The organism is Hamadaea sp., from assembly GCF_013362815.1.
Lineage (GTDB): Bacteria > Actinomycetota > Actinomycetes > Mycobacteriales > Micromonosporaceae > Hamadaea.
In genome coordinates this window covers 109,098-128,351 of the sequence record NZ_JABFVK010000049.1, presented here as the reverse complement: position 1 = coordinate 128,351, position 19,254 = coordinate 109,098, and the positions used below count along the sequence as shown (strand labels likewise).

The 19,254-nt window shown below is 70.2% G+C and carries 2 protein-coding genes; both read left to right on the top strand.

Annotated features, from left to right (window positions below; all coding sequences use genetic code 11):
- Positions 1-8,950 (top strand): type I polyketide synthase (locus tag HOV77_RS22910; protein WP_290864863.1); only part of this gene is annotated, 8,950 nt, incomplete at its 5' end.
- A 6-nt stretch (positions 8,951-8,956) separates the two neighbouring features.
- Entirely contained in the window at positions 8,957-19,159 is a 10,203-nt protein-coding gene (locus tag HOV77_RS22905; RefSeq protein WP_290864861.1) for a type I polyketide synthase, read from the top strand.
- The last annotated feature ends 95 nt before the right edge of the window (positions 19,160-19,254 follow it).

Here is a 19,254-nt window from a genome sequence, read left to right as displayed (position 1 = left end):
GCCGTGGCCGCAGACGGGCCGTCCGCGCCGGGTCGGGGTGTCGTCGTTCGGGATCAGCGGCACCAACGCCCACGTCATCCTCGAACAAGCTCCCGAGGTGGGGACTACCTCACAGCCGAAGGACACGCCCGCGAGCCCGATCTTGCCGTGGGTGGTGTCGGCGAAGTCTGCTGCCGGATTGCGTACGCAGGCGGCAAGGCTGGCGTCCTTTGTGGAGGATGCGGACCTCGATCCGGTGGACGTCGGGTTCTCGCTGGCCACTGGGCGTACTGCGCTGGAGCATCGCTCCGTCGTCACCGGCCGGGATCGGGAGGAGTTGCTCGCTAGCCTGCGATCGCTCGCTGAGGGCGTACCGGACGGTGGGGTCGTCACCGGGATCGCGCGCACGGAGGTTCCCCTCGCCGTCGTGTTCTCGGGTCAGGGTTCGCAGCGTCTCGGGATGGGCCGGGAGCTGTCCGCCGCGTTCCCCATCTTCGCTGCGGCGTTGTCCGAAGCCGTTACCGCGCTCGATCAGCACATTGATCGTCCGCTGCTGGACGTGATGTGGGGTTCCGACGAGGAGTTGCTGAACCAGACCGGGTACGCACAGCCGGCGTTGTTCGCGGTGGAGACGGCGTTGTTCCGGTTGGCCGAGTCGTGGGGCGTACGCCCGGACTTCGTGGGCGGGCACTCGATCGGTGAGGTGACCGCAGCGCACGTCGCCGGTGTGCTGTCCCTGGCGGATGCGGCGAAACTGGTAGCCGCCCGGGGCCGGCTCATGCAGGCGCTCCCGGCCGGTGGGGTGATGGTGTCGGTCGCCGCTCCGGAAGCCGACGTCCTCCCGCTGCTGATCGACGGCGTGGACATTGCCGCGATCAACGGCTCGGCCTCGGTCGTCTTGTCCGGCGCCGAAGACGCGGTGACGAGCATCGTGTCCGTGCTGGAACAACGGGGCGTCAAGACCAAGCCACTCCGGGTGTCCCACGCGTTCCACTCGGCGTTGATGGACCCGATGCTGGCCGAGTTCCGCCAAGTCCTGAATGGACTGAGCTTCGGCGAGGCGACGATCCCAGTCGTGTCGAACGTGACCGGAGCCCTCACTCCCGTCAACGACCCCGAGTACTGGGTCGCCCACGTCCGCAACGCCGTCCGGTTCGCCGACGGGCTGGCCGCACTCGAGGCGGCGGGCGCACGAGTCTTCCTCGAACTCGGACCGGATGCCGTCCTCTCCGGCATGGCAGAAGGCCAGGGCACCTTCATCCCGATGCTGCGCCGCAACCGCGACGAGTGTGAGTCCGTGGTGGCCGCCCTGGCGTCGTGCCATGTTCACGGAGTCGGCGTCGCGTGGCGTGCGTACCTCGCCGGTGGCGGCTGGGTGGACCTGCCGACGTACGCGTTCGAGCATGAGGCGTACTGGTTGTTCGGGGCGGCGGCCGACCCCGCTGCGGCTGGACTGTCGGCCGTCGACCATCCGCTACTCGGCGCTTCCGTCGCTGTGGCCGGGTCCGAGGGCGTACTGCTGACTGGGCGGCTGTCCCTCGCCACCCATCCTTGGCTGGCGGATCACCGCGTACTGGGTCGGCGGATCTTCCCCGGCACGGGACTCGTCGAGCTCGCCCTGCGTGCGGGCGAGCAGGTGGGCTGCGAGCGGCTCGACGAGCTGGTTCTGCGTACGCCGTTGGCGCTGCCGGACGAAGGGTTCGTGCAGCTCCAGGTTTCGGTCGGTGCTCCCGACAACTCCAGACGGCGCGCCGTTCAGGTCTTCGCCCGGCCGGACGGAGCCGACCTCGACTGGACGTTGCATGCGGAGGGCAGCCTCGCCGCGACCGACGCGTCCCCAGACTGGACGTTGGCCCAGTGGCCCCCGGCGAGCGCAGAGTCGATGCCGATCGACGACGTCTACGAGCGCCTGGTCGACCGGGGCTACGACTACGGGCCGGTCTTCCAAGGGCTCAAGGCCGCTTGGCAGTCCGGTGACGACCTGTACGCCGAAGTCGCGTTGCCCGAATCCGAAGATGTCACGGGTTTCGGGCTGCATCCCGCCCTGCTGGACGCGGCATTGCACGTGGACCTGCTGGAGGAGCAGGGACCGACGTTGCTCCCGTTCTCGTGGAGCGGCGTGACCGTTCACTCGGTCGGCACTGCGGCGCTGCGGGTGCACTTCCGTCGCCACGACGGGGGAGAGCGGTCCGAGCTGCGCCTCGCCGATGCCTCGGGCCTGCCCGTGCTGACCGTCGAGGCGCTCCGGTCGCGGGCCGCCGCCACCGGGAACACGCCGTCGGCGGGCCGGCCGCTGTATCGCATCGATTGGCGGACAAGCACTTCCCCGGGTACGCCCTCGGCAGCCGACGAGGTGTACGAGTGCCCGGCCGAGCCGGACGTCCGGCTGGTTCTGGGCGACGTGCTCGCCCGGGTGCAGTCCTGGCTGGCTAAAGACCCCGAGCCCACGGAACACGTTGCGACTCGGCTGACGATCGTCACGCGTCAAGCGGTGTCGGTGAACGGCGAACCGGTGAACGTTGCGCAGTCCGCGGTGTGGGGCCTCGTGCGGGCGGCGCAGGCCGAGAATCCAGGCCGGATTCGGCTGGTCGACGCCATGGAGGGCGCCGCGATCGAGGGCCTGTCCGGCGACGAGCCCGAACTGGCGGTCCGCGGCGACCAGAGGTTCGTGCCGCGCCTGGTGAGAACAGAGCCGGCTGCGAACCCGGCCTGGTCCGCGGCCGACCGCGTCCTGATCACCGGCGGCACCGGTGGGCTGGGCGCGCTGGTCGCCCGGCATCTGGTGGCCGACCATGGCGTACGCGATCTGGTGCTGGTCAGCCGTCGGGGCCCGGATGCTCCGGGTGCCCAAGAGCTCGCGGCGAGCCTTCGGCAGGCGGGTGCCGAGGTCGTCGTGAAGACGTGCGATGTCGCCGATCGGGATGCAGTCGAGCAGCTGCTCGTCGAGTTCCCGGTCGACGGGGTCGTGCATACGGCCGGGGTGGTGGACGACGGTGTCCTCGGATCGCTGTCGCCGGCGCGGCTCGACGCGGTGTTGCGACCGAAGGCGGATGCCGCGTGGCATCTGCACGAGCTGACGTGCGATCTGAAGTTCTTCGTGCTCTTCTCCTCGACCACTGCGATATTCGACGGCGCCGGCCAGGGCAACTACGCGGCCGCGAACGCCTTCCTCGACGGGTTGGCGGCCTACCGGGCGGCGTTGGGGCTGCCGGTGACGTCGATCGCGTGGGGGCTCTGGACGGGCGACGGCGGAATGGGCGACCTCCTCGACGAGGCCGCGCTCGCGCGGGCCAAGCGTTCCGGGTTCGCCGCGCTCTCGGCGGCCGAAGGGCTGAATCTGCTCGACCGCGCGGTGGGTACGCCTACCGCGAGCGTACTGGCGGCAGGCGTGGATCTCGCCGCCCTCCGGGACCGGGACGAGGGTGTCCCGTCCGTGTGGCTGGACCTGGCTCATCCGCGCAAACGGCGTACGGAGACGCCGTTGGCGGCTCAGCTGGCCGAGTTGTCCCCGGCCGGTCGAACCGAACTCGTACTCGGCTTTGTGCGTACCGAAATAGCTGCCTTGATGGGACACCGCGGACCGGAAGCGGTGGACCCGGACAAGCCGTTCCGCGATCTGGGCTTCGATTCGCTGGCCGCAGTGGAGCTGCGCAACCTGCTGGCCAAGCGCACGGGCCTGCGGTTGCCCTCGACGCTGGTGTTCGACCATCCCAGCGCGCGGGTGCTGGCGGCCAACCTCGTCACCGAACTGAGCGGCGTGACGGTCGCGGAGCCGGCGCTGTCCGTCCGGACCGTGAGCGCGGACGAGCCGATCGCGATCGTCGGCATGGCGTGCCGGTTCCCGGGCGGCGTGACCTCCCCCGAGGCGCTGTGGCGGCTGGTCGCCGAGGGACGCGACGGGATCACCGGATTCCCCGTTGATCGGGGCTGGGACATCGACGGGATTTACGACCCGACGCCCGGCGCGATCGGCCGGTCCTATGTGCGCGAAGGCGGCTTCCTGCACGACGCCGCGGACTTCGACGCCGGATTCTTCGGCATCATGCCGCGCGAGGCTCTCGCGATGGACCCGCAGCAGCGGCTCGCGCTGGAGCTGGCGTGGGAGGTGTTCGAGCGGGCGGGCATCGACCCGAATGGGATGCGCGGCAGCCAGACCGGGGTGTACGCGGGCCTGATGTATCACGACTACGCGAGCAACGTGACCGACGTCGACGACGATCTCGCCGCCTATCTCGGCAACGGCACCTCGGGCAGTGTGTTCTCTGGTCGGATCTCTTACCTGCTTGGTCTGGAGGGTCCGGCCGTCACGGTCGACACCGCCTGCTCCTCATCACTCGTGGCCCTACACCTTGCGGCGCAAGCACTCCGGTCCGGCGAATGTGGACTGGCGCTCGCGGGCGGTGTCGCGGTCATGGCGACTCCGGACGCCTTTGTGGACTTCTCCCGGCAGCAAGGGCTCGCGCGAGACAGCCGGTGCAAGTCGTTCGCCGCGTCGGCCGACGGCACCAGCTGGTCCGAAGGCGCGGGGATGCTGTTGCTGGAGCGGCTGTCGGATGCCCGGCGCAACGGCCATCGCGTGCTCGCGGTCGTACGCGGTTCGGCGGTGAATTCCGACGGCGCGTCGAACGGATTGATGGCGCCGAACGGGCCCTCCCAGCAGCGGGTGATTCGTCAGGCGCTGGCCGCTTCCGGGCTGAGCGCGTCCGATGTGGACGCCGTCGAGGCGCACGGAACCGGTACGACGCTCGGTGATCCGATCGAGGCGCAGGCGCTGCTGGCGGCGTACGGGCAGGATCGGGCCGAGCCGCTGTGGCTGGGCTCGCTGAAGTCCAACATCGGGCATACGCAGGCAGCGGCGGGCGTCGGCGGGATCATCAAGATGGTCATGGCGATGCAGCAGGGGCTGCTGCCGAAGACGTTGCACGTCGACGAGCCGACGCCGCACGTGGACTGGTCGGCCGGCTCGGTCGAACTGCTGACCGAAGCCCGGGACTGGCCCGACCTCGGCCGTCCGCGCCGGGCCGGAGTCTCGTCGTTCGGCATCAGCGGCACGAACGCGCACGTCATCCTGGAACAGGCGCCCGAGCTTGCGTCTTCGGCGCGGCCGACGGCTGCAACTCCCGTGGTGCCCTGGGTGCTCTCGGCGAAGTCGCCTGCCGGTCTCCGCTCGCAGGCGGTCAAGCTCGCCGACTTCGTGGAGTCGGAGCCCGGTCTCGATCCGGTGGACGTCGGGTTCTCCCTGGCCACCGGGCGTTCGGCGATGGCGTACCGGGCGGCGGTGTCCGGCGCGACCCGCGAGGAGCTGCTGCGCGGGCTGGCGGAGCTGACGGCCGGCGATGCCCAGGTGGCGTACTCCGACGCTAAGCTGTCGATCCTCTTCTCCGGGCAGGGCTCGCAGCGGCTCGGGATGGGCCGGGAGTTGTATGCCGCTTTCCCGGTCTTCGCTGCGGCGTTGTCCGAAGCCGTTACCGAACTCGATCAGCACCTTGATCGTCCGCTGCTGGACGTGATGTGGGGTTCCGACGAGGAGTTGCTGAACCAGACCGGGTACGCGCAACCGGCGTTGTTCGCGGTGGAGATGGCGTTGTTCCGGCTGGCCGAGTCGTGGGGCGTACGCCCGGATTTCGTGGGCGGGCATTCGATCGGTGAGGTGACCGCTGCGCACGTCGCCGGTGTGCTGTCCCTGGCGGATGCGGCGAAACTGGTGGCCGCCCGGGGCAGGCTGATGCAGGCGCTCCCGGCCGGTGGGGTGATGGTGTCGGTCGCCGCCTCAGAAGCCGATGTCCTCCCGCTGCTGGCGGACGGCGCGTTGGCAGACGGCGCGTTGGCAGACGGCGCGCTGGTGGACACGCTCGCGGATGGCGCGCGCGTGGACATCGCCGCGATCAACGGTTCCGCTGCCGTGGTCCTCTCCGGCGCTGAGCAGGCCGTGGCGCGCGTGGTGGGAGAGCTGGAGCGACGCGGCGTGAAGACCAAGCAACTGCGGGTATCCCACGCGTTCCACTCATCGCTGATGGACCCGATGCTGGACGAGTTCCGCCAAGTCCTGAATGGACTCAGCTTCACCGAAGCCACGATCCCAGTCGTGTCGAACGTGACTGGCGACTTCACCCCGGTGAACAACCCGGAGTACTGGGTCACCCACGTCCGTAACGCCGTCCGGTTCGCCGACGGGATCACGACGCTGGAAGCAGCGGGCGCACGAGTCTTCGTCGAACTCGGCCCCGACGCCGTGCTCTCCGGCATGGCAGAAGGTCGGGGCACGTTCATCCCGGCTCAGCGTCGAAACCGCGAAGAACCGCTCACCATCGTCAGCGTACTGGGTGCCCTGCACTCGGCCGGAGCAACCGTCGACTGGGCGAAGTTCTTCGCCGAGCATCGGGCGACTTGGGTGGACCTGCCCACGTACGCCTTCCAGCGCGAACGCTACTGGCTGAGCGCGCCGAGGAAGGCAGCCGGTCCCAGCGAGCTGGGGCACGCCTTGCTGACCGCCTCGATGAGCCTGGCCGGGACGGGGGGCGTCGTCCTGAGCGGCCGGATGTCGGTGGCGACTCATCCGTGGCTCGCCGATCACCGGGTGCTGGACACCGTCCTGCTCCCCGGAACCGGGTTCGTCGAGTTGGCCGTACGCGCCGGCGATCAGGTCGGCTGCGGCGTAGTGGAGGAGCTGACCCTACGAGCGCCGATGATCATCCCCGACGCCGGAGTGGTCGAAGTGCAGGTCCCGGTCGGGGCGGCCGACGTCGCCGGTCGGCGTACGGTGCAGGTGTTCTCCCGAGTGGACGGTTCCGCCGACTGGGTGCTGCACGCCGAAGGCTTCGTCGCCCCGGCCGACGCCGAGCCGACATGGGATCTCTGGCAGTGGCCGCCCGCAACGGCCCAACGCGTGGACACCGGAGAGGCGGCGGCCGCGTACGCACGGATCGCCGAGCGCGGCTACCACTACGGCCCGGCGTTCCAGGGATTGCGGGCGGTCTGGCGCGACGGCGAGGACATCTACGCCGAGGTGGTGCTGCCGGAGGTCGCCGAGGCGGCGGGGTACGGGCTGCACCCGGCGCTGCTGGACGCCACGATGCACGCCGAACTGCTGGCGGGGCTGCTGGAGGAGCCGAAGCCGACGCTGCTTCCGTTCTCCTGGTCCGGCGTGGCGTTGCATGCAAGCGGGGCTCGGGCGCTGCGCGTACATGCCCACCGGATCAACGGCGAAGAGCTGTCGAGCATGCGGATCGCCGACGACTCCGGGCGGCCGGTGCTGACGGTCGAGCGGCTGGCGTCCCGGCTGGCTTCGGGTGAGCAGTTGGTGCCGGCGGCGGATGACGGACTTCTGCATGTGCTCCGATGGCGGCCGACGTCCCTCGGTACGCAGAAAGACCCGCGCGACGAGCTGTATCGCTGCCCGGTGCTCACCAGCGGCAGCGTGCCGGACCGGGTGCGTACGGCGACCGCCGAGGTGCTGAGTCACGTGCAGTCTTGGCTGGCGGAGGACCACGGCTCGGCCCGACTCGTGATGGCGACATCGCACGGCGTCGCCATCGGCGAGGGGGAGGAGCTGGACCTCGCTCACGCAGCAGTGTGGGGCTTGGTGCGAGCGGCGCAGGCGGAGCAACCGGGCCGGGTCGTCCTCATGGACGCCGACCCGACCGCGTCCGACGAGATGCTGCTGGCGGCGGTCTCCTCGGGCGAACCGGAGTTGGCGGTCCGTGCGGGGACGGCGTTCGTCCCCCGGCTCGCCCGGGCCTCCGTGAACCAGCCCGGAGTGGCGTGGTCGGGCACCGACTGCGTACTGATCACCGGTGGTGTCGGCGGGTTGGGTGCGGTCGTCGCCCGCCACCTCGTCGCCAGCGGCGTACGCGGGCTGGTCCTGCTCAGCCGACGCGGAATGGCGACCCCCGGCGCGACGGAGCTGACGGCGGAGTTGCAGGCACAGGGCGCTGATGTCGTCGTGGTCGCCGGTGACGCAGCCGATCGGGATGCGCTCGCTGACGTGCTTTCGGCGTACCCGGTGAATTGCATCGTCCATGCCGCGGGAATCGTGGACAACGCGCTGATCGCGAACCTGAGCCCGGCGCAGCTGGCGGCCGTTTTGCGGCCGAAGGTCGACGCGGCCTGGAACCTCCACGAGCTGACCCGCGACCGGGAGTTGAAGGCCTTCGCGCTGTTCTCCTCGGCGGCGAGCACCGTGCTGGCCGCCGGTCAGGGCAACTACGCGGCGGCCAACGCGTTCCTCGACGCGCTCGCCCAGCATCGGGCCGCGGCGGGGCTGACCGCGACCTCGTTGGCCTGGGGCATGTGGGCGGTACGCACAGAGCTAGGCGGCGGTGTCGGAGCGGACGAGCTGCAGCACATGGAACGCCTTGGGTTGCCCGCGATGACGGCCGAGCAGGGACTTGCCGCCTTCGACCTGGCGCTGGGATCGGCCGAGCCGATGCTGGTGCCCGTCCGGATCACCCGGGCCGGGATCACCCAGGACGTGCCCGCAGCGCTGCGGGACTTCGCCGTCACCACAACCGCGGCCGTACGCCGAACCGTCACCCAGCCCACCGAGGACGACGACGAGGCCTTCCTCCGTGGACTCGAAGGTATGCCCACCGGCCGCCGGCACGACGCGTTGGTCACCTTCGTACGGACCCAGGTCGCCGCCGTCTCGCGGAACGAGGCGTCGGCCATCGAACCGACGAAGGGCTTCACCGATCTCGGCCTGGACTCGCTGGCAGGCGTCGAGCTCCGCAACCGGCTGCAGAAGGCGACCGGGCTCCGGCTGCCCGCGACCTTGATGTTCGACCACCCGAACGCCCGGGCCGTCGCCGAACTCCTCGATGCCGAGCTGTTCCCGGATGCGCAGCCCGAGCCCGCCGATGCCGCTGCCGATGCGCCGCTGGAGGACGGGCGGCAGGAAGCGATCAAGAGCATGGACGTCGCCGATCTGGTCCGCGCGGCGCTCGCGGCCAACGACAGCACAGCGAAGGACTGATCCACTGTGGATACCTCTGTCGAGCAGATCGTCGAGGCGCTGCGAGCCTCCATGCTGGACAACGACCGGCTGCGCCAGCAGAACGGCCGGCTCACCGCCGCCCAGGCCGAGCCCCTCGCCATCGTGGGCATGGCCTGCGAGTATCCCGGTGGCGTCGACTCGCCCGAGGAGCTCTGGCGGCTCGTCTCCTCGGGCCGGGACGCGGTGGGCGACTTCCCCGACGACCGGGGCTGGGACGTTGAGCGCATCCATGACCCGGAGCCGGGCAAGCCTGGTCGGACGGTGTCGCGCAAGGGCGGCTTCCTCTACGACGCGGCCGAGTTCGACGCCGACTTCTTCGCGATCTCGCCTCGCGAGGCGCTCATCATGGACCCGCAGCAGCGACGTCTCCTGGAGGCGAGCTGGTCGGCCATCGAGAGCGCGGGCATCGACCCCACTTCGTTGCGCGGCAGCCAGACCGGCGTATTCGGTGGCGTGATGTATCACGACTACGGCACCGGGACCAGCGACGGCAGCCTCGTCACCGGGCGGATCGCGTACACGCTCGGTTTGGAGGGGCCTGCGGTCACCGTCGACACCGCGTGCTCCTCCTCGCTGGTCGCGCTGCACCTCGCGGCTCAGGCTCTCCGCCGGGGCGAATGCTCGATGGCGTTGGCCGGCGGGGTCACCATCATGACCACCCCCGACATGTTCTGCTACTTCAGCGAGCAGCGCGGCCTCGCCCGGGACGGCCGGTGCAAGGCGTTCTCCTCCGCCGCCGACGGCATCGGCTGTTCCGAGGGTGTCGGCGTACTGCTGCTGGAGCGGCTCTCCGACGCACAGCGGCTGGGTCACCCGGTGCTCGCGGTTCTGCGGGGCAGCGCGATCAACCAAGACGGCGCGTCCAGCGGTTTGACCGTCCCGAACGGTCCCGCACAACAGCGGGTCATCCGGGCCGCCTTGTCGGCCTCCGGCCTCCAGCCGTCCGACGTGGACGCCGTCGAGGCGCACGGCACCGGCACGACCCTGGGCGATCCGATCGAGGCGCAGGCTCTGCTTGCCACTTACGGTCAGAACCGCGACCGCCCACTGTGGCTCGGCTCACTCAAGTCGAACATCGGGCATACGCAGGCAGCTGCGGGCGTCGGTGGCGTCATCAAGATGGTCATGGCGATACGCCGTGGGGTGTTGCCCAAGACTCTGCACGTGGACGAGCCGTCCTCCCGAGTGGACTGGTCGTCCGGCGCGGTGGAATTGCTTCGGGAGAACCGGGATTGGCCGGAGACCGGCCGACCCCGTCGGGCGGCGGTGTCATCGTTCGGCATCAGTGGCACGAACGCGCATGTGATCGTGGAGCAGGCACCGGCCGACGAGTCCGCTCGGGACGAACGCACAGGCGACGCGCCGGTGGTGCCATGGGTGCTGTCGGCCAAGTCGGCCACCGGGCTACGCGCGCAGGCGGCGAACCTGGTGTCTCTTGTGGAGTCGAAGCCGGACGTCGAGCCGAGGGACGTCGGTTTCTCGCTGGCCACCGGCCGCGCTCGGCTCACCCATCGAGCGGCCGTGCTCGGGACGAGTCGCGAGGAATTGACCGCCCGCCTTCGGCTGCTCGCCGACGACGGAGCCGACTCAGGGATCGTCACCGGGATCGCGCGGACCGAGGACGCCTTCGCCGTACTGTTCTCCGGCCAGGGCTCGCAACGGCTGGGCATGGGACGGGAGCTTTACGAGGCGTACCCCGTGTTCGCGAAGGCTTTGGACGCAGTCGCGGCGGAGATCGATCCACTGCTGGATCAGCCGTTGCTCGGCGTGATGTGGGGTACCGACGCGGACCTGCTCAACCAGACCGCGTACGCGCAGCCGGCCTTGCTCGCCCTGGAGACGGCGTTGTTCCGGCTGACCGAGTCGTGGGGCGTACGCCCGGACTTCGTGGGCGGTCACTCGATCGGCGAGATCGCGGCCGCCCATGCCGCCGGGGTGCTGTCGTTGCCCGACGCCGCCCGGTTGGTGGCCGCCCGGGGCCGGCTGATGCAGGCGCTTCCGCCGGGCGGCGTGATGGTGTCAGTCGCTGCGGCGGAGGACGACGTACGCCCGCTGCTGACGAACGGCGTCGACATCGCAGCGGTGAACGGCCCTGCCGCGGTCGTGTTGTCCGGCGCGGATCAGGCAGTGGAGCTCGTGGTGGCCGCGCTGGAGAAGCAGGGCGTGAAGACCAAACGGCTCCGGGTGTCCCACGCCTTCCATTCGCAGCTGATGGACCCCATGCTGGCCGAGTTTCGGGCGGTCGTGAGTGGACTGACGTTCGGCGAGGCGACGATCCCGGTGGTATCGAACGTGACCGGCGACCTCGCCCCGGTCGGCGATCCCGAGTACTGGGTGAATCACGTGCGGTCGGCAGTCCGCTTCGCCGACGGCGTACGCACCCTGGAAGCGGCAGGCGTCGGCACGTATCTCGAACTCGGGCCGGATGCGGTGCTGTCCGCCATGGGGCAGCTCTGCCTCACGGGGAAGGCCAAGTTCGTCTCGGCGATGCGCAAAGATCACGGCGAATGCGAGTCCCTCATGGCAGCGGTCGCCGCCTGCCATGTGCGGGGCGTACCGGTGGCCTGGGCGGTGTGCCTCGATGGCGGGCGGCGCGTCGACCTGCCCACGTACGCCTTCCAGCGTGAGCGCTACTGGGTGGACGCCCTCTCCGGGCAGGGTTCGCTGGTGGCGGCCGGACTCCGGGCGGCCGACCACCCGCTGCTCGGGGCGATCGTCAGCGCTCCCGATTCCGGTGGGGTCGTGCTGACCGGGCGTCTTTCGCTGGACGCGCTGCCTTGGCTCGCTGCGCACCGCGTACTGGGGCAGACGGTGTTCCCCGGGACCGGGTTCGTCGAGCTCGCCCTGCACGCCGCCGAGCAGGTGGGCGCGCAGGCGATCGAGGAGTTGCTCCTGCGAGCGCCATTGGTGCTACCCGACCGGGGCGGAGTGAACCTTCAGGTCGTCGTCGACGGAGCGGTCGACGGCCGGTGGCGGATCACCGTCCACTCGCGACCCGACCGGTCCGACGCCTCGTGGGTGTTGCACGCGGAAGGCGTACTCGGGACGGCAGCGAGCCGGCCGTCGACGGACTTCACGATCTGGCCCCCGGCTGAGGCGACCGAACTCGACGTCACCGATCTCTATGAGCGGCTGGCGGACTCCGGATTCGAGTACGGTCCGGCCTTCGCGGGACTGCGCGCGGCCTGGAGCTCGGGCCGGGACATCTACGCCGAGGTCGCACTGCCCGAGTCGGCCCGGAGCGACGCCGGTTCCTACACGCTGCATCCGGCCCTGCTGGACGCGGCGCTCCACGATCCGCGTACCACCGCCGGTCCCGCCCGCGTTCCGTATTCCTGGGCCGGGATCTCCCTGGTCGCGGGGGGTGCGACCGAACTACGGGTGCGGATGCGTGAAGTCGACGAGTCCTCGGCCTCGATCGACCTCGGCGACTCGTCCGGCCGTGCGGTGGCTTCGATCGGCTCTCTGCGTACGCGGGAAGTCACGGGTGAGCAGCTGCGGACGGCAGCCGGTACGCACGACTCGATGTTCGGCGTGAGCTGGGTCCAGACGAGTTCGCCGGTTGCCGCCGACACCAGCCATGACGTGCTGGTTGTGCCGAGCGGGGAAGGCGAGATCCCGGCTCGCGTCGCCGAGGTGACGAAGGCGGTTCTGCTGAGGCTGCAACAGTGGCTGGCGGAGGATCGCGCCGCCGAGCGGCTGGTCGTCGTCACCCGCCAAGCGGTGTCGATCTCCGGCGAGCCGGTGGACCTCGTGCAGTCCTCGGTCTGGGGACTGGTACGCGCAGCGCAGGCGGAGAACCCGGGCCGGATCGTGCTGGTGGACACGATCGGAGAGCTAACCCCCGACTCCGTCGGTGGCCTGCTTGGACTGGACGAACCCGAGCTGGCCGTGCGGGAGGATCGGATCTTCGTGCCGCGCCTGGTGAAGGCGCCCGCACCGGCGAGTACGCCTCCCTGGTCGACCGCGAATCGCGTGCTGATCACGGGTGGGACCGGCGGGTTGGGTGCGCTCGTGGCTCGGCACCTTGTGGTGAGTCACGGCATACGCGATCTGGTGTTGGTGAGTCGTCGGGGTGGGGATGCGCCGGGGGCGGCGGAGTTGGTGGCGAGCCTTCGGGAGTCGGGTGCGTCGGTTTCGTTGGTGGCGTGTGATGTGGCTGATCGGGCTGCGGTTGCTGCGTTGCTGAGTGACTTTGCCGTGGACGGCGTTGTGCATACCGCTGGATTGTTGGACGACGGGGTGATCGAGTCGCTGACGCCGCAGCGATTGGACACGGTCTTGCGCCCGAAGGTCGACGCGGCCTGGCACCTGCACGAATTGACCGTGGACCTGAAGTTCTTCGTATTGTTCTCGTCGGCGGCTGGTGCGCTCGGCGCGGCCGGGCAGGGGAACTACGGCGCGGCGAACGTCTTCCTCGACGCGCTCGCGACCCATCGGCGCAGCGCGGGCCTCGCTGCGCAGTCGCTGGCCTGGGGACCGTGGGTGCCGGTGAGCGGCATGACGGAGACGCTGGCCGAGACCGATCGCTCCCGGATGGCGCGCGGCGGTGTCCTGCCGTTGACGGAGCAGGACGGGCTGGCGCTGTTCGACGCGGCCGGTGGATCGGCCGAAGCGGTGCTGGTTCCGATCAGCGTCGATCGACGGGCGCTGGCTGCGGCCGGTGACGTGCCCGCGATCTTCCGGGGACTGCTCGGCGGCCGGGCTCGGCGCAGCTCCGGCACCCGCGCCGGTACGCTGACCCGCCGGTTGGCGAACCACCCCCCGGAGGCCCGAGCCGGTCTGGTGCTCGACGTCGTCCTGCAGCATGTCGCCGCCGTCCTCGGCCGAGCCGATGCGACCGGACTGGTCCCCGATCGGGCCTTCACGGAATTCGGCTTCGACTCGCTGACGGCGGTGGAGCTGCGCAATTCGCTGGGTGAGGCGACCGGCCTCCGGCTCCCGGCAACTCTGGTCTTCGACTACCCGTCGCCGGTGAAGCTCGCCGAGTTCGTCACGGCCGAACTGTCCGGAGTGGACTCCAGTCGATCGGTCGTGGCCGGTGTCCGGCAGACCTCGGACGAGCCGATCGCGATCGTCGGGATGTCCTGCCGTTATCCGGGCGGAGTGTCGTCCCCGGAGGATCTGTGGCGGATGGTGCTCGACGGTCGTGAGGGGACGGGGAGTTTCCCGGACGATCGCGGCTGGGATCTCGACACGCTGATCGACCCCGACCGCAGCCGTCCGGCCACCAGCTACGTCGACCGAGGCGGATTCCTCACCGGCGCGGGGGAGTTCGACGCCGCGTTCTTCGGGATCGGCCCGCACGAGGCGCTGACCATGGACCCGCAGCAGCGCCTGCTGCTGGAGGCGACCTGGGAGGCGGTGGAACGGGCCGGCGTCGACCCGAACTCGCTCAAAGGCAGCTCCACCGGCGTCTTCGTCGGGATGATGTATCACGACTACGGCAAGACCGGAGCGTCCGGCGCGATCGCCTCGGGCCGGGTGTCGTACTTCTTCGGCCTCGAAGGCCCGGCGGTGACGATCGACACCGCGTGTTCGTCGTCGCTGGTGGCGTTGCACCTTGCCGGTCAAGCACTGCGAGCCGGGGAGTGCACCTTGGCCCTCGCCGGTGGCGTCACCGTCATGGCGACCCCGGAGTCGTTCGTGGAGTTCTCGACCCAGGGCGCGTTGTCGCCGGACGGGCGGTGCCGGTCCTTCGCCGATTCGGCCGACGGCACTAGTTGGTCCGAGGGCGTCGGAATGGTGCTGCTGGAGCGGCTGTCCGACGCGCGCCGCAACGGTCATCGAATCCTCGCCGTCGTACGCGGTTCGGCGGTGAACCAGGACGGTGCGTCGAACGGGCTCACCGCGCCGAGTGGCCCTTCGCAGCAGCGGGTGATCCGGCAGGCGTTGTCGGTGGCCGGGCTGACGCCGTCCGATGTGGACGCGGTGGAAGCCCATGGGACTGGGACGACACTGGGCGATCCGATCGAGGCGCAGGCGCTCCTGGCGACGTACGGGCAGGATCGGGTCAGTCCACTGTGGCTCGGATCGCTGAAGTCGAACATCGGGCACGCGCAGGCGGCGTCCGGGGTCGGCGGCGTGATCAAGATGGTCATGGCGATGCGGCACGGCGTACTGCCGAAGACGCTGCACGTCGACAAGCCGTCGACGCACGTGGACTGGTCGTCGGGTTCGGTCGAGCTGCTGACCGAGGCCCGCGATTGGCCGTCATCCGGGCGTCCTCGGCGAGCGGGTGTGTCCTCGTTCGGGGTCAGCGGAACCAACGCTCACCTCATCATCGAAGAGGCCCCGGCCGTGGAATCGCCTGCGTCGGCCCCTCCGTTGGCGGCGGTGCCGTTCCTGCTCTCCGCGAAGTCAGCCGATGCGCTGCGTGCGTACGCGGACCGGTTCGCCGCGTTCGTCGACGACCATCCGGATCTCTCGCTGGCCGAGGTGGGCTCCTCGCTGGCGACCGGTCGCTCCACTCAGGAACACCGCTTGGTCGTGGTGGGCGAAGACCGGGAATCCATGCTGACTGCGTTGCGAGCGGCGGCCTCCGGCGACCCGTCGCCCCGACTGGCTCGGAGCCGGGCAACCCGCGGTGGTGGCCTAGTTTGGGTGTTCCCGGGTCAGGGTTCGCAGTGGCTGGGCATGGGTGCGGAGTTGCTCGACCACTCGCCGGTGTTCCGGCAGGTGGTGGCCGACTGCGACGAGGTGCTGGCGGACTTGGCGGGTTGGTCGGCCGCCGATGTGCTGCGGGATGTGCCGGGCGCGCCGTCGTTGGAACGAGTGGACGTCGTCCAGCCGGTGCTCTTCGTGATGATGGCGGGTTTGGCCGCTGTCTGGCGGTCGCTAGGTGTGACCCCCGACGTCGTGGTCGGTCACTCGCAGGGAGAGGTCGCGGCGGCGTACGTCGCTGGTGGTCTGTCGCTGGCGGACGCGTTGCGGGTGGTCGTTCTGCGCAGTCGCGCGGTGCTGACGATCGCAGGCACCGGCGGCATGGTCTCGGTGGCCGAATCGGCCGAACGAGTCGGCCAGCGTCTTCGGCGCTGGGACGGCCGCCTGGGAATCGCCGCCGTGAACGGTCCGGCGACCACCGTCGTCTCCGGTGACGCCGACGCGTTGGCGGAACTGCTCGCCGAGTGTGAAAGCCAGACCGTCCGTGCTCGCCGCATTCCCGTCGACTACGCCTCCCATTCGCCGGCCGTCGAGGCACTGCGGCCGACGATTCTCGCCGACCTCGCGGGGGTCGCTCCGCGTACGTCGGAGATCGCGTTCTATTCGACAGTGGAGGGTCGGCGGGTGGACACCGCCGGACTGGACGCCGAGTACTGGTTCCGGAACCTCCGCGAGCCGGTCCGGTTCGAGCAGGCGGTCCGCGACCTGTACGCCGACGGCCACCGAGCCTTCGTGGAATGCAGCCCGCATCCGGTCCTGGTGCCGGGCATCGAGCAGATCCTCGACGAGCACGCCGACGAGGTCGCCGTCACGGGCTCACTCCGGCGCGACGACGGCGGGCCGGCGCGCCTGCTGGTCTCGGCGGGCGAGCTGCATACCCGGGGGTTCCGGGTCGACTGGGCCACGATGTTCGCCGGGCACGAGCACAGCGACCTCCCGTTGCCCACGTACGCCTTCGAGCACCGGCGCTACTGGGCCGCCGACGATCGGGCCACCGGTGATCCGTCGGCGTTGGGGCAGGCCGCCGTCGGGCATCCTTTCCTCGGTGCGGCAGTGCCGATGGCCGACACCGGCTCGGTCGTGTTCACCGGCCGGGTCTCGCTGGCGACGCATTCGTGGCTGGCCGGGCACGTGGTGCTGGGCCGGGTGATGTTCCCCGGCACCGGCTTCGTCGAGCTGGCGCTGGCGGCGGCGGAACAGGCCGGCTGTCAGCTGGTCGAGGAGCTCACGGTGCATGCGCCTCTGGTGCTGCCGGAGCGGGAGGCGCTCGTTCTCCAACTCGTCCTCGCGGCACCGGACGAGCGGGGTCGCCGAGCGCTGACGATCTACTCCCGGGCCACTGATCTGGAGGCGCCCTGGATCCAGCACGCCTCCGGTGTGGTGGCCGAAAGCGCGCCCGGCACCGCCGCCGACGCGGTCAGCTGGCCGCCGCCGGGCGCTAGTGCGATCGACTTGTCGGACTTCTACGAGCGCCTGGCCGACGCCGGTCTGCCGTACGGCACGCTGTTCCGTGGCCTCACCGCAGCCTGGCGGCACGGCGACGACGTGTACGCCGAGATCGCCCTCCCGGAAGGCACGGACGTCACCCGATTCGGCCTTCATCCGGCTCTCCTCGACGGCGCGCTGCACGCGATCGCCTGCAACGAGGAACTGGGCGACAAGGTCCGGCTGCCCTTCTCCTGGACGGACGTGTCGCTGTCCGCGATCGGCGCTTCGGCGGTGCGCGTACGGGTGCGGCCGCTCGGAGAAGGCCTGGTGTCGCTGGACGCCACCGACACGACGGGCTTGCCGGTGTTGTCGGTGGGCTCGCTGTTGTTGCGGGAACCGGATTCCAACCTGTCCGCCAGTTCGGGCGGGACCGAACTGCTGTTCCGGACCGCCTGGACCGAAGCTGCGGCGACGGGACGGCCGCTCGGCTGGGCGGACTGGGAGGCGCTGACCGACGAAGGACCCGTCCCCGAGTCGGTGGTGATCGAGGTAACCTCTGGCCAAGATCCTTCGGCTGTGCGTACGGCGATTCAGCAGTTGCTGCCGGTCGTGCAAGCCTGGATCGCGGACGAGCGCTTCGCCGACGCCATCCTGGTGGTACGCACCAACGGCGCAGTCTCGGTGGCCGGTGAGCCGGTGAGCGACCTGGTTGGCGCAGCAGCCTGGGGACTGATGCGCTCCGCGCAGTCGGAGAATCCCGGCCGCTTCGTCCTGGTCGACGGCACCGCCGACGATCTGGCCGTCGCGTTGGCCACCGGCGAACCGCAGGTGGCCGTGCGCGGCGGGACGGCGTACGCGGCCAGGTTGGAACGCGCCGGCTCGGTGGACGGTGCGGCGGCTTCAGTGGAAGGTGCGAGCGTCTTCGACTCCGACGCGACGGTGCTGGTCACCGGCGGCACGGGGATGCTGGGGCGGCTCTTCGCCCGGCACCTGATCACCGAGCACGGCGTACGCCACGTGCTGCTCACCAGCCGCAGTGGGCTCGACGCCCCGGGCGCAGTGGAGTTGCGAGACGAGCTGGCCGAGCTGGGCGCGGAGGTGACGATCGCTGCAGTCGACGTGGCCGACCACGAAGCCGTGGCGGCCCTGATCGCCGCGATCCCGGCCGATCGTCCGCTGCGCGGGATCGTGCATGCCGCCGGTGTGCTCGCCGACGGCGTCCTCAGTTCGTTGACCCCGGAGGCGTTCGACAAGGTGCTGCGGCCCAAGGTCGACGCGGCCTGGTACCTGCACGAGCTCACTCGGGACCACGACCTGACCGCGTTCGTCCTGTTCTCGTCAGCCTCAGGGGTCCTCGGCGGCCCCGGCCAGGCGAACTACGCGGCCGCCAACAGCTACCTCGACGCGCTCGCGGCGCATCGACGGTCGCAGGGTCTCGTCGGGCAGTCGCTCGGCTGGGGACTGTGGGACAGCGACGAGGGCCTGGCCGGTGGCCTGACCTCGACCAACCGCAGCCGTCTGGGGCGCGACGGCATGCGAGCGCTGCCCGCGTCCGCCGGTCTCGCGGCCTTCACCGTCGCTGGTGCGCGGCCGGAAGCCGCCCTCGCGGTGATGAAGCTGGATCTCACGGTGCTCCGGGCCGCGGCCACCGTCGCGCCGATGCTGCGCGGTCTGGCCCGGACCAGCAGCAAGCGCCGGGCGGGTAGCGGAACCGGTGCGCCGTCCGTGCTGCTCGACAATCTGGGCCGGATGTCCGTCCAGGAGCGGCGGGCCGCGTTGTTCGATCTGGTACGCGGTCGCGCCGCCGCCATCCTCGGTTACGACCACCCGAGTGGGATCGACGTGTCGCGCGGGTTCCTGGAGCTGGGGTTCGACTCACTGACCGCCATCGAACTGCGGACGGCGTTGTCGGAGGCGGTGGGGACCCGGCTTCCGGCGACGCTGATCTTCGACCACCCGTCCGTCGCGGCCGTCGCCGAGTACCTCGACGTGCGGTTGTTCGGCGTCGAGGCGCCCGCGGTGCCCGACGATCTGAGCCGCGCCACAGCGGCTGAACTGTTCGACATCCTTGATCAGGAATTGGAGCAACTGCACTGATGCGTAACGATTTCCCGGTGCCTTCGGAGCGCGGGTTTAGGGGTTGACGGAGATAAGTGACCACTTTAGAGTGCTGGGTACAGTGTACAGCATAC